This window comes from Asticcacaulis sp. DW145, assembly GCF_037101385.1.
In the GTDB taxonomy this organism is placed as follows: domain Bacteria; phylum Pseudomonadota; class Alphaproteobacteria; order Caulobacterales; family Caulobacteraceae; genus Asticcacaulis; species Asticcacaulis currens.
The window spans coordinates 2,035,450-2,049,085 of sequence record NZ_AP029024.1; the positions used below are offsets into that span (position 1 = coordinate 2,035,450).

Below are 13,636 nucleotides of genomic sequence, written 5' to 3' on the forward strand. Positions count from 1 at the left end.
AGCATAGCCCGCTTCGGGAGCGGCGACTACTCTTTGATGTAGAGGGTTTTCTCCGCGCCTTCGACCGTGCTGCCGTCGGTGCGCGTGGCGCGCAGCGACAGGGTGTGCGGCCCCGGTGTCAGCCCGGCCTTATCCAGCCGGAAATCGAATTGCAGCTTCGGCCAGTTAGGGTCGTAGCGCAGGGCGTCGGGCGTCTTGAAGCCTTCGGGATCAAGGCCATACCTGGCCTGCGTCACCGGCTTGCCATCGATCAGTATATCGACGCGCGTGACGCCTTGACTATCGGCGGCGATACCGAAATAGTTGGTCTGCGCATGGGCCTCAAGGAACTGCCCGCGCGGCGGTTGCGCGACATACAACTCCGGCAACAGGGCACAGGGCGAAAGCCCAGGCTTCGCGGCGTCCTTGCGCAGGCGCGCGGTATAAAACGCCACCACATTGCGCCCCGGCGGCAGCTCGACGCGCCTATAAAGGATGATGTCGTCAAAGCGCTGACACAGCTCACGCCGGAAGCTCAGCTCCTCCGGCTGATGGTAGAGATAGCTGGGGTCGGGCAGGACCAGCACCACGCCTTTGCCGGCCTGCGCCTTTATCAGCGCGTCGTAACCCAGCCCCCAGGCCTGACGCGCCGTGCCAAAGCGTGAAAAACGGTCGTAGGGTTCACCGAGCGTGTAGAAGGCGCGGATGGGTCGGTTGGGGAATTCGAGCCGCACAGCCGGAACATGGCCCGATACGGCTACGAACACCTCGGGCCCGAAGCGCTGACGTGCGACCGCCTCGGCGGCGGTTAAGGTGGGGTGCAGCACGGTCCAGTTTTCGTTGCGCATGAAGTTGATCTGCTTCCACTGCCACGGGAGCTTTTCGGTATGCGCCCAGGCGTATTCATAGACCGTGATACCGATGCCGACGACGAGCGCCAGAAGAGGCCCCAACGCCAGCACGCCTTGCCTCAGCGTGCGATTGAAGCGGCTCCTGGCCGCATCGGCATAGGCGATCAAAACGCCGGGCAGCCCCACCACCAGCGGCACGTAGGCCAGAAACGGCCAGTGCGGCATGATCTGTGCGTTGGCGGGCGACTGGACGAAATAGAAGCCGAAGATAAACACGCCCACTATGCCCAGAAGGGCCAGCGGGCTGCGCCTTTTTGTCCACGCCATCTTATAGGCGACATAGGCGAGACCAAAGAAGAAGACCGGCGTGACCAGCCCGATCTGCTGATTAAGGAAGGCCGTCATGAGCTTAAGTTCGGGCCGCCAGACCGGGCGGTTGGTCACGTGGAAGGCAATGGCGGGCCAGTCGTTGAAGGCGTTATAGAGCAAGGACGGCAAAAGCCCCAGTGCGGCCACGCCCCCCGTCGCCCAGAATTTCGGCCGCGTCCAGAGCTTGCGACCGGCCGGGGTCAAAAGGGCAAAGAGGACGATGCCCGCGCCAGGAAAGAGAAAGCGGAAGTGCACAAAAAGGCCCAGGGCACCACAAAGGCCGGTCAGAAGCCACCACCTCCACTCATCGGTCTTAAAGGCGCGCAAAAGGCAGCCGAGCATCAATGCCAGCAGCAGTTGCAGTAGCCCCTCCGGATAGAAGATGGTTCCTGACATCGACACCGGCGGGATCAGGAGCGACAGGATGGCCGCCCAGATGGCTTCGCGCTCCGACACCACGGGCCTCGCCATAAACCAGATGGCTATCGGGATGGCACTGGCAATCATGAGCGACACAATGCGCAGAGGCAGGGCCTGCATGCCGAAGATCAGCGTCACCAGACGCGACAGAAGGGGGAAACCGGCGGGAATGTCGGGATAGCCGAGCGCCGGGTAGAGGCCCGACACCGCAAAATGCCCCTCTTCCCAGATGATATTGGCCGTCACAGCGATGTAGAGCTTCCACAGGCAGATGACGGCGCCGATGATAAGCCCGACGCGGATCAGCGTCCGGTTGTCTCCAAACAGAGGCTTTTGCGGTCCGAGCGCCTGTGGCGTCTGACCAATTTCGTATAATTCCATCATCGGGCGACCTCCCCCTTCTCTATAGCGGGGTTTGCCACGGAGGCAATCGGGTAAAGCCGGCCCGTCCGGCCTTGAAAGGTGAAGACGCAGAGCGGCTTTGCAGTACCCGCCTGCACCAAAGCGTGTTAAGTCCGCAGCAAAGTTACAGCTGCATCGAGATTGTCATGCTTTCCGTCCTCGATATGTTCAAGATCGGCATTGGCCCCTCCTCCTCGCATACGGTGGGGCCGATGCGCATTACGCGGCGTGCCCTTATCGAGGCCAGGGCAGCGGGTATCCTTAATCAGGCTGCGCGGGTACGGGTGGAACTTCAGGGGTCTTTGGCCCTGACCGGCATAGGCCACGGCTCGGACAAGGCGGCGGTGCTGGGACTTTTGGGGGCAGAGCCCGATCAGGTCGATCCCGACTGGGCGGACGCTACCTATGAGAGGTTGAAAACAGCCACAGAGATTTCCCTGTTCGACGGCCCCACCATTGGATTTGATTATCGCCGCGACATCGACTTTCGGGGCGATATCACGCCGCGCCTGCATCCCAATGGCATGAGCGTGCGTCTTTACGATCCCGCGGGTGTGGAGGTGTTTGAGCGCACCCTCTATTCGACCGGCGGCGGCTTTATCGCCTCGGCGGCGCAGTTGTCGGCGCCGGCGCAAAACGACCGCATCAGCGTGGGCCAGAGGGCCGCCCTGCCCTTCACCTCGGGCACCCAATTGCTGCATATTTGTGCGCAGCATAATCTCAACATCTATGACGTTGTGCTGGCCAATGAAGACGCCCGCCGCCCGCGTGCCGAGACCGACGCCGGGCTGAAGCGCATCTGGGAGGTGATGGATTCAGGCATCAATCGGGGTCTGAAAACGAGTGGCGTCCTGCCGGGTGGCCTCAGCGTGCAACGCCGGGCCCCGCGCCTGTTTGAGACGTTAAAAACCGAAGCCCACAATCAGGAATCCGAGCGCCTGTTCGACTGGCTGAACGTCTTTGCCATGGCCATCAATGAGGAAAATGCCGCGGGCGGGCGCGTGGTGACGGCGCCCACCAATGGGGCGGCAGGCATTATCCCGGCCCTGATCCGCTATTACTGCGCGTTCGACGGATGGAGCGAAGCCGATACGCGTTCCGACGGCAGGATCGGGCGCTTTCTGATTACCGCCGCTGGCATTGGCATGATTTATAAGCAGCGCGCCTCGCTATCCGGGGCGGAGATGGGCTGCCAGGGCGAGGTCGGTGTCGCCTGTTCGATGGGGGCGGCAGGCCTGAGCGCTGTCTGGGGTGCTAGCGCACCTCAGATCGAGCACGCTGCAGAGATCGGCATGGAGCATAATCTGGGTCTGACCTGCGATCCGGTCGGCGGGCTGGTGCAGATTCCCTGCATAGAGCGCAACGCCATCGGCGCGGTGAAGGCCGCTAATGCCGCGCGCCTATCCTTGCGTGACGAAGGTCCGCACAAGGTGACGCTGGATCAGGTAATAGAAACCATGCGCCAGACCGGCCTCGACATGTCGTCGAAGTACAAGGAAACCTCTCAAGGCGGCCTCGCGGTCAACGTGGTGGAGTGCTAGGTTTCTGAGGCCCTGCAACGGGCATTCGTTTGAGGCAGTCCAAAAGGCGCGGCGTCAGGGTTTCGCTGTCCATCTTGCCAATCGCGGATTTGATGGCAGGTGTGGCAACGGCTGCAAAAACAAAGCGTTCGGTGTGGCCTTCGGCGGCTTTTATGGCCGCATCCGTTTCGCTAAGCGACTTTTTAGCGGCTTCGAGCCCCTCGGTAGAAAGGTTAGGCGAGCGTTCGATGCGTACGATCAGGCTGTCCATAATGTCGTATTGACGATCGCGCAGCACCTCAGCAATGGCCCGGCATTCGCTGGCCTCAGCGCCGCTCAGCGGCCTGGCTTCAGCCACCCTCGCGTCAGCGGCCCTGGTGTCGGCCAGCGGGGGTACGGACGCGGTTTGCGCAAAAGACATCCCCACCAGTAACCCGCTGAGGCCAAGTCCTATCCCGGTCACGCGACGCACAAGGCTCATGAGACTCCTTAAAGACATGGTTGCGGATTTAAGGGTTTTACGCGGCCCAATTATGGCACGCTCACATAGCCTCTGTCGATCAACCAGTCCGACAGGCGTGACGGCCAATCCTTAACCGATCGCAGGGTCGAGCGCTCTCCCATATTGAAGGCATGGCCACCCGACGCCAGTATGTGCGTCTCAACCGGCACATCCGGCCACTCGGCATAGAGCCGGGACAGACGCTCCAGCACCGCCACCGGCCCGTGATCGTCATGTGCCGTCAGAAAAAAGGCCGGCGGCGGCGCCACCTCAAGCCGTTGCGGCACGCCGAGCGGCCCCGGATAGACCTCGATAATAAAGTCCGGACGCGCACTCACGCGGTCCACCGGATCGGCCGCCACCGCATCCCCCTCAAAGTCCGCAAAGGCCGTCATATGAACGAGCTCGCCCCCGGCGGAAAAGGCCATCACGCCGATGCGTTTGATGCCGTATTCGGCGGCGTGAGCCCGCACGAAGCGCACGGCGCGTCTTAAGTCCGCGGCACCATGAACCTTTATGTCGTAGTCGGCTTTTGGATTATCGGTTTCACGGCCCAGCCGGTATTTCAGCGCGAAGGCCGTAACACCCTGCGCCTGAAGAAAGCGCGAGGGCTTCAGGCCTTCAGAATTGAAGACGAGGTTTTCATGCCCGCCACCGGGCAGGACGATGATGGCGGTGCCGCTGTTGTGGGCGGGGTCGGGGCGAAACACGCTCAAAGAGGGGTTATTTACGCCCCGCACCCACCAGTCGCCGGTTTTTTCAGGCACATCGCGAAGGTCCTCAAAGCCCGGTGCGCCCTTGTCCCACAGGGGGATAACGACGCCTGTGCTCGGGGTGACGGTCTGCGCCAGCGCGGGTGACAGGCTCAGCACCGTACACACACAGGCGACAATAAAGGCGCGCATGTTTATCTCCCTTTTGTTTTGGCAGGAGAGTAAAGCAGCTCGGCAAAAAGGGGAAACGCGTTTTTTTAAAGCGCCGTCGTCGCGGCCGCTTCGACCGTGTAATCCGCCGCTACGCGCAGATCACGTAAGGGGCGCACAATATCAATCGACTGCTGATAGAGCGGATGGTCCTTATAGGCGCGCAAGGCCTCCACATCAGCAAATTCGCCGTAAACCACGACTTCGATATCGTTGCCGAGCTGATCGACCTTCTCGTTGAACGCGACTTCCAGCTTCTGGGCGTGCGGGATCTGCGTCAGGAGGGACAGGCCCTGACGGATGCGGTCGCGATCGGCGCTATCCTTGCAACTGAACATGACGATGTGACGCAGCATCAGGGGCAATCCGTACAAAATGTAACCGCCGCCCCTCTTAAAGCGTCAGGCGGCTCAGTCAACCGTCATGAGGGAAAATGCCGGGCTTAAAGCGGCTCAGGCGTGCTTATGGACCCGTTGATGCAGGCGCGAATTGAGATAATGCGCCCCGGCGACACATACCGCGCCGATTATGCTGATCAGGGTTTCATGCGCGGCCGCCACCGGTACAAAAGCCGCCGACGCCAGAAGTCCAAGACCCGCCACCGCCAATGCCGCGACCCGCGGCTTTTTCCAGCCGCCCGTGCGATGCAGTGCCCACACACTCAGCGGTGCCGCCATCAGGATCAGCACCTGATGCACCAGATGGTCGCCCGCCACCTGACCAAGTACCGGCAGGGCCGCCACGGCAAACGGCAGCAGCAGACAGTGCGCCAGACACAGACCCGACAGGCCAATGGCGGTGGCGTCCATCCACGAATTCGGCTTGGGGTCTGGCAAGGTGGTCATCGGGAGCGGTGGCTTTGCAGCGTCAGAGCAAGGTCGGGCCTCAGACATATGTTATACCGTAACTCTTTGCAAGGGGCTGGATAAAAGATAGCCCGATATATATGTTACTTTATAACACCATTTACAAGCCGTCTCACCGACTATTTTTCCCACTCGATATGCACCACCTTATAGCCATTGGATTTCAGCGCTTTCAGCATCTGCGGCAGGGCCGCCGCAGTGACGTCCTGGCCGTCATGCATCAGAATGATGCCACCCCCTTTGGTCTTAAGGCGCTCCAGAAGACGCCCTGTGAGTATGTCTGGGGTCTGATCCGCCAGCCAGTCGTCAATGCCCAGATCGACCGACATCACCGTGATCGTCTTTGCCTTTAGCGCCTCCATCAGGGTCGGGCTTTCGGCCAGAAAGGGGAAACGATAGGCCGGGGCGGCGTGGCCAAAGGTCGCTGTGTAGATATCCTGTGTCGTTTTCAGATCGCCCAGTTGCGCCTCGGGGCTGAGTTGCGTCATGTTGAGATGCGTCAGGCTGTGCATGGCCGTCGAATGGCCGGCCGCTTCCACCTGACGGGCGAGATCGGGATGTTTGGCGATATTGTCGCCGACCATGAAAAAGGTTGCCTTCACGCACTGATCGGCAAGCGCCTTGAGCACCGGGGGCGTCGATTCGGCGCGCGGGCCGTCGTCAAAGGTCAGCACCACCTCGCCCGGCTGCAAGGGTAAGGCCGCGTGCTGCGCGGTGCCGTAGGCGGCGCCTTCGCGCTTTAAAACCAGCGTCCGCGAGGTTCCGAGCGCATCCGGCGCACAGGCCAGAGCCGTCACGGGCACAACGGCCAGGCCCAGACACGCTGCGACCACAACAGAACGAATCATGCGACACACTCCCCAAAGATGATCCGGACGGATAAACCCGCACGGTCTTATTTGCAGCCATATTGCCTGCATAATTGCCTGCTGGAAAGCCGTTACGGTGATGAAAGCAACGACCGAAGATGCTGAACGCATCCGTTCGTTGACATCTCCCGAATGTCCCTTGTGCAGTATGGGCACGCGACATTCGAGAAACGCATACCCGTCGTCATTTCCAATGACGCCCGGTATCAGATCTAAAAAGAGGATACACCACGGATGAGCCTCCCCCGCGTCCTGATCTTCACCCTGGTGGCCTGTCTTGGCCTTGCCCTGCCCGCTTTGGCGCAGACCCATGCCACATCCCCGCTCGATACGGGCTGGCGTTTTCTGAAGGCGGATGCGAAGGGGGCCGAAGCGCCCGCCTTTGATGACAGCCAGTGGCGCGTCGCCACCTTACCCCATACGGCCAATGCCGGGGACGGCGAGGATGGCCCCACCGCAGGCAATAGCGACTATTATCGCGGCACGATGTGGTACCGAAAGGCGCTTGAGTTGAAAGCCCTGCCCGCCAGCAAGCGCCTTTATCTGCAATTTGACGGCGCGGCTCTCGTCACGGACGTTTTCGTCAATGGCAGCTTCGTCGGGCGTCACGAAGGCGGCTACGCCATCTTCCGCTTCGATATTTCCCGCTTTGTCACGGCCGGGCGCAATGTGATTGCCGTGCGCGTCTCTAATGCGCTCTGGCCGCACATCGCGCCACCAGGGGGCGATTTTACCGTCTATGGTGGGCTTTATCGCAACGTCTCGCTGATCGAAGCCCGCGAAGCCGGTTTCGACTGGCTCGATAAGGGTTCGCCCGCCGTGGCCGTCACCACGCCGAAGGTGTCAGCGCAGGGCGCGGAACTGAATATCCGCGTGCCTTTGCGCAACACCCGCACTCAGGCGGCTCGCCTGATCGTACAGACGCGTATCTTCGATGCCGCCGGCAAACCGGTCTTAAGCCTGTCGAAGGCCATCAATGTGGCTGCAGGCGCCACGGCGCAGGCCGACCTGAAGGGCGAGGTAAAGACCCCGCGTCTGTGGAACGGGCGCAAAGATCCTTACCTTTATTCGGCCGTGACCGAGGTCAGTGATGATCGCGCTACACTGGACCGCAGTTCAATAGCCTTCGGCATCCGCACCGTGCGTTTTGATGCGCAAAAGGGTCTGCTGCTCAACGGGCAGCCCTATGAGGTCAATGGCGTCAATCTGCACGCCAGCCGCGCGGGCAAGGGCGGGGCCATCACACGTGCCGATATTGCCGAAGACTTCGACCTTATCGACGAGATGGGGGCGACAGCCGTGCGTCTTGTCCATTACCCGCACGCCCAGATGGCCTATGATGAGGCAGACCGGCGCGGCCTTCTGGTCCTTACTGAAATTCCGCTGGTCGGGCAAGTGCCTGTGGTGACGCAAACCCTGCGCGACAATGCGGCAGAGCAATTGCGTGAACTTATTCGTCAGAACCTCAACCATCCCTCGGTCATCGCCTGGGGTCTGGGCAATGAGGTGCATGGCGAAACCGCCGCCATAGCCGGACTGTTGCGCGAACTGAATGCGGTGGCGAAAAGCGAGGATGCGTCGCGGGCGACGATTTATGCCCATTGCTGCGTGGCCGACGACGATGCCCGCGCTCTTGTCACCGATCAGCTTGGCTTTAACCGCTATTTCGGCTGGTATCCGGAACAGAAGGGGACGCTGGGCGAATGGGCCGATACTTACCACAAACGCTTCCCCACAAAGCCCTTCGCCGTTACTGAATACGGCGCGGGCGCAAGCATTTCGCATCAGGATGATACGCCAGGCCTGGTCGTCCCGGCCTCCGGCTGGCACCCGGAACAATATCAGGCCCTCTACCACGAAACCAACTGGGCCATGCTGAAAGCGCGTCCCTACATCTGGGGCCGGTTCGTCTGGCAGATGTTTGATGCCGCCTCCGACGGGCGCAACGAAGGCGAAAAGTCAGGCCTCAACGACAAGGGTCTCGTCACCTACGACCGTCAGACGCGTAAGGACGCTTTCTGGTTCTACAAGGCGCAGTGGTCGAAGGCGCCGGTCGTTTACATCACGTCGCGTCGCTTCAACCAACGCCACGAACCGCGCGCAGACGTTAAAATCTATACCAATCAGCCACAGATCACCCTGACAGTTAATGGCGCGAAGCTTACGACGCAGACCGCTGTCAATGGCGTGGTAATCTTTAAGTCTGTGGCGCTCAATCCCGGCGTGAATACGATTCAGGCCGAAAACGGCGCCTATTACGACCGCGTGCGCTGGGCGTTTAATCCGCCCGTCGAATCGCTAATCTCTGCATCCGAACGTTGAATACGCTTTCCATTTGCAAAAACGGGGACTAAGTAGACGGCATAATCAGAGCCCTGGCCGAACGGTCTGAGCCGCATTAAGGGCCTGAGTTGTTTGTAAAGCCTCATGCTTTGCCGAAAGACCCTTCGGCACGGCCAAAAGGGGCACCTGCTTTTTCGATAGATTGCAAAGAGGATTCCGCCGCCGTGCCGCCCCGCCCCCGTCTTCAGGATATTGCCCGCATCGCCGGCATGTCGGTGGCCACCGTCTCGCGCGCCCTGTCCGATTCGCCGTCGGTTAATCGGGTCACCAAGCGCCGCATCTGGTCGATCGCGCGTGAGCACAATTACTTTGCCGATGCCGACGCGCCGGTGCCGATGTCGGGAGCCAATGCCACCATCGCCATTGTCATCCCGCCGCCGCATGGCCGTGAAGGGCGCTTTTCCGACCCCTTCTACCTCGAAATGATCTCCGACGTCGGCGAAGCGGCGCGCGATATGGGCTGCGACCTGCTCTTGTCGCACCTGACGCCCAAGAATCAGCACGATCTGTCGGCCTTGATGCATAATATCCGTGCCGACGGTGTTATCTTCCTCGGCCAATCCTATCTGCACGAACGCTTCAATCACCTGATGAAGTCGCACCGCAATTTCATCGTCTGGGGGGCTGAAATCGCCGGGCAGACCTATTGCAGTGTCGGCTCGGACAATCTGCACGGCGGCGCGCGGGCGACGGCGCATCTGGCGCGGCTGGGGCGGCGTCAGATCGCCTACCTGGGCGATGTCGGCGAAGCTCCGGAAATGAAGCAGCGTTACCAGGGCTATCTTAATGCCCTCAGCCAGGCCGGGCTTGACTTCGATCCGCAACTGGTCGTGCCTTGCCACTTCGAGATGGAGTCAGCGCAAGCGGCCGTTACACACCTTCTTCATAAGGGCGTTCGTTGTGACGGCATCTTTGCGGCCTCAGACATCATTGCGCTTGGGGCGATCAAGGGGCTGACGCGTGCCGGGCTCAAGGTGCCGCAGGACGTTTCGGTCGTCGGTTATGACAATATCCAGCTGGCCGCCTATGCCCACCCCATGCTGACCACCATATCGCAGGAGCTGGCCCGCGCCGGTCGTCTGATGGTGTCAAAGCTTCTGGGGGCGCTCAACGAAGGCGAAATGCTGTCTGAGCGACTTTCGACCGAGCTGGTGGTGCGCGAATCCTGCGGCGGGTAGATCATTGCGAGGTCTGATAGACGCATACTGATCCGGCTTTGGTTTAGCCCTTCGCCGGGGGCTGTGTTTGCGCCCCCGGCTTCGTGAAGCGCGGTTCGCTCTCTTCGCTATTAAACTGCAGACCCGCGCTGTCTCGTCTGCCGCCTTGGTCGCAGACGCGCCGGAACTGCGCCATCTTTACCCTGGGGAAGATGTTAGCGCTATCGTAAAATTTGCATTATTTTGTAATTTTTTGCATTAAATTGCAAAAAATATATCACTGAAATCTTTCAGGCAACACACCTTCAAATCGCTCGCAAATGCGAAAAACCGGGATGAATCTGTTTTATTGTCGCACAAATGCGCGCAAAACGTAACATCATAGCCACAAACAGCCTGAAAGTGAGTGGCTTTGATAGGGGGCATTTTTCATTCGGTTGCAAAAACCTTAACTCCATGTCATAGAAGCCAGCACGGCCCGACAGAGGCCGGTTTGAGAAGCTACAGGGACCAGAGTGTTGCCACGCGAACCAGAAGAGTTTGCGATCAATAAGAGACAGTCAGGAAGGCTCTACATCATGAAAACCGGACACGGCACTTTCCGCCGCGCCACCTTGCTCTGCAGCGGAGCGGGCATTGCGCTCGTTACCTCGCTGGCCCTGTCGGCGCCCGTTATGGCGCAGGACACCGCCGCGAATAAGGCAGACGACGGCGTCACCGAGGTGGTCGTCACAGGTATCCGCCGCGGTATCCAGGACGCTATTTCCGCTAAGCGTAACTCCACCTCCATCGTTGAAGCCGTTTCGGCCGAAGACATTGGCAAGCTGCCGGATCAGTCGATCGCCGAATCTATCGCCCGCCTGCCCGGCATCGCGGCGCAGCGGACGAACGGCCGTGCCCAGTCGCTCAGCGTGCGCGGCCTGGGGCCCGACTTTACGGTCACCACCCTCAATGGCCGCGAACAGGTTTCGACCAATGATGGGCGTGGGGTGGAATTCGACCAGTATCCGTCGGAGCTGATCTCGCAGGTTCTGGTCTATAAGACACCAAACGCCTCTATGCCGACGCAAGGCATTGCCGGCACGGCTGATTTGCGCACGGTACGTCCGCTCTCGTTCGGCAAGCAGGTCGTTGCGCTGAACTATCGTCGTGAACAGAATTCAAACGACGCCTTCATCGGCGGCTCGACCAATACCGGTGACCGCTACGCCGTCACCTATATCGACCAGTTCTTCAACAAGACCCTGGGTGTGGCGATCGGCTACGCCTCGACCTCCTCGCCGTCGCAACTGCAAAAGTGGGAAGCCTGGGGCTATACCCGTAACTTCTACGGCACGAACAACACCATCATCGACGGCGCCAAGCCCGAAGTCGCTTCGTCCAACCTCGATCGCGACGGCCTGATGGCGGTTCTGGAATGGAAGCCCAACGACCGTCTGCACATGACCGTCGATGCCTACCATTCGAAGTTCAACGAAACGCAACTGCGTTCGCGCATCGAGTTCCCGCTGTTCAACCCGGCCAATAATTCGGGCTCGAGCGCCTGCCCGACGGGCTGCGCCGGGGCCGCTGTGCCGCCGGGCTGGGATGGCCAGACGCGCCTTGTGTCCTACACGGCCTCCAATGGTCAGGTGAACAGTGCCACCTTCTCGGGCATCAAGACGGTCCTCGGCAACTACGTCACCCAACGTGAAGCGACGCTCGACAATATTGGATGGAACACCCGCTATCGCCTGAGCGACAACTGGCTGCTTGAAGCCGACCTGTCGCACGCCAAGGTCGATCGCACGGACCTGATTTTGGAAACGACCGCCGGTACCGGCCTTGACGGTTCGGGCGCGCTCGACACGGTGACCATTACGCAGTCGGGTCAGCAGGGCGCCACCATCACGTCTGCGCTCGACTACACCAACTACGGCACGATCTTCCTGACCGACCCGCGCGGCTGGGGCGGCGGTACGCAGGCCGGTTACCTGAAGAACCCGACGATCGTCGACGAACTGGACATCATCCGTCTGGCGGCTACGCGTACCTTCGACAACAATCCGATCTTCTCTAAACTCTCGTTCGGCATCAACCGCACGGAGCGCTCGAAGTCGAAGGTTGGCAATGAGGGCACGCTCACCCTGTCGAAGGCGGCGACGCCTGTGCCTATGTCCATGGCGGTGCCGGATCAGTATCGTCGCGGCACGACGGCGCTCGATTTCATCGGCATCAAGGGGATGATCTCCTACGATGCGCTCGGCATGTATAATGGCGGCGTCTATACCTTCCGCCGCAACGTCGCTGCCAATGCCATCAAGAACACCTGGGCCGTGGACGAAACCGTCACGACCTTGTACCTGATGGCCGACATCAGCACCGAACTCCTGGGTAAGCCCCTTCTCGGCAACATCGGTGTCCAACAGCAGCACGCCGAACAGACAGCGACCTCTATCTATACCGGCGGCACGGTTTCGCCTGACAACGGCCAGGTCATCAGCGGTGGCACGGACTATAATGACGTCCTGCCGAGCCTGAACCTGAGCTGGGAAATCTTCGACAACACGCAACTGCGCTTTGCTGCAGCCAAGACGCTGTCGCGTCCGAAGATGGAAGATATGTCGGCCGGCTTCAGCTACGACACCTGCCGCAACCCCTGCGCCACCGTTACGGGCTCGGGCGGCACGACCAACTACTACTGGACGGCCAACGGCGGCAATCCGGGTCTTGAGCCGTGGCGGGCGACCTCCTACGACCTGTCGATCGAAAAGTACTTCGGTCGCAAGGGGTACGTGGCTCTGGCCCTGTTCAAGAAGGACCTGACCTCCTACGTCTTTGATGCGCGCACCACCTATGACTTCAGCGACACGACGAAGTTTGCGGTCAATCCGAACCAGCTGGGGGCCGGCCTGCCGGCGCACCCGGCCCAGACCAACCGCGTGGGTATCTATTCGACCAAGCTGAACGGCGATGGTGGCTATATCCGCGGCCTCGAATTCTCGGCCTCCATTCCGGGTGAGCTGATCACGCCGTGGCTGGACGGCTTCGGGGTGATCTACAGCTTCACCAAGAACGAATCGGAGATCAAGCCGAACGGCACGACGGCCATCCCCATCCCTGGCCTGTCGGAGAAGGTGGAAAACACCACCGTCTATTACGAAAAGTACGGCTTCTCAGCCCGCGTCTCGCAGCGCAAGCGCGATGACTTCCTGGGCGAAGTCCCCGACTATCAGAACAATGCCGAACTGGTCATGGTGAAGGGCGAATCGATCGTTGACGCCCAGCTCTCCTACACCTTCCAGAGCGGGCCGTTGAAGGACCTCAGCATCCTGCTGCAAGGCAACAACCTGACCAACGAGCCGTTCATGACCTACTACTCGACCCCTGCCGAAGTGCGTAAGTACGAAGACTACGGTTCGAGCTACATCATCGGCATCAACTATAAGTTCTGAT

The 13,636-nt window shown here is 60.4% G+C and carries 10 protein-coding genes; 4 read left to right on the plus strand and 6 right to left on the minus strand.

Going from position 1 to position 13,636, the window contains the following annotated elements:
- Positions 1 to 26: 26 nt before the first annotated feature.
- The gene (locus tag AACH73_RS09425; protein WP_338734669.1) at positions 27 to 2,003 is read right to left on the minus strand and encodes a glycosyltransferase family 39 protein; all 1,977 of its coding nucleotides are present in this window, start codon (positions 2,001 to 2,003) and stop codon (positions 27 to 29) included.
- 164 nt (positions 2,004 to 2,167) lie between these two features.
- Here AACH73_RS09425 and AACH73_RS09430 point away from each other — a divergent pair, with 164 nt between their 5' ends.
- Positions 2,168 to 3,562, plus strand: a complete 1,395-nt coding sequence (locus AACH73_RS09430) for an L-serine ammonia-lyase (RefSeq protein ID WP_338734670.1) — start codon at positions 2,168 to 2,170, stop codon at positions 3,560 to 3,562.
- On the opposite strand, the gene AACH73_RS09435 is transcribed toward AACH73_RS09430, so the two are convergent.
- From AACH73_RS09435 to AACH73_RS09455, 5 genes are all read right to left on the minus strand, one after another.
- Positions 3,543 to 4,022 carry a hypothetical protein gene (locus AACH73_RS09435; RefSeq protein ID WP_272742696.1) on the minus strand — a complete coding sequence of 160 codons (480 nt, stop codon included), beginning with the start codon at positions 4,020 to 4,022 and terminating at the stop codon, positions 3,543 to 3,545. The genes AACH73_RS09430 and AACH73_RS09435 overlap by 20 nt on opposite strands.
- Before the next feature lie 50 nt (positions 4,023 to 4,072).
- On the minus strand, positions 4,073 to 4,948 hold the full coding sequence (locus tag AACH73_RS09440; protein WP_338734672.1) for an alpha/beta hydrolase: 876 nt from the start codon (positions 4,946 to 4,948) through the stop codon (positions 4,073 to 4,075).
- Between the two features lie 65 nt (positions 4,949 to 5,013).
- Positions 5,014 to 5,322: a Dabb family protein gene (locus tag AACH73_RS09445; protein ID WP_272742693.1), complete on the minus strand. Its 309-nt coding sequence runs from the start codon at positions 5,320 to 5,322 to the stop codon at positions 5,014 to 5,016.
- A gap of 96 nt (positions 5,323 to 5,418) precedes the next feature.
- Positions 5,419 to 5,811 carry a MerC domain-containing protein gene (locus AACH73_RS09450; RefSeq protein WP_272742691.1) on the minus strand — a complete coding sequence of 131 codons (393 nt, stop codon included), beginning with the start codon at positions 5,809 to 5,811 and terminating at the stop codon, positions 5,419 to 5,421.
- A 140-nt stretch (positions 5,812 to 5,951) separates the two neighbouring features.
- Positions 5,952 to 6,680: a polysaccharide deacetylase family protein gene (locus tag AACH73_RS09455; RefSeq protein WP_338734673.1), complete on the minus strand. Its 729-nt coding sequence runs from the start codon at positions 6,678 to 6,680 to the stop codon at positions 5,952 to 5,954.
- Positions 6,681 to 6,935: 255 nt separating this feature from the next.
- On the opposite strand from AACH73_RS09455, the gene AACH73_RS09460 reads away from it, so the two are divergent.
- The 3 genes from AACH73_RS09460 (at position 6,936) to AACH73_RS09470 (ending at position 13,635) form a co-directional block, all read left to right on the plus strand.
- Complete coding sequence (locus AACH73_RS09460) at positions 6,936 to 9,023, plus strand: glycoside hydrolase family 2 TIM barrel-domain containing protein (protein WP_338734674.1); 2,088 nt, start codon at positions 6,936 to 6,938, stop codon at positions 9,021 to 9,023.
- A gap of 185 nt (positions 9,024 to 9,208) precedes the next feature.
- Positions 9,209 to 10,222 carry a LacI family DNA-binding transcriptional regulator gene (locus AACH73_RS09465; RefSeq protein ID WP_272742687.1) on the plus strand — a complete coding sequence of 338 codons (1,014 nt, stop codon included), beginning with the start codon at positions 9,209 to 9,211 and terminating at the stop codon, positions 10,220 to 10,222.
- 557 nt (positions 10,223 to 10,779) lie between these two features.
- Positions 10,780 to 13,635, plus strand: a complete 2,856-nt coding sequence (locus AACH73_RS09470; protein ID WP_272742686.1) for a TonB-dependent receptor — start codon at positions 10,780 to 10,782, stop codon at positions 13,633 to 13,635.
- Position 13,636: the final 1 nt, after the last annotated feature.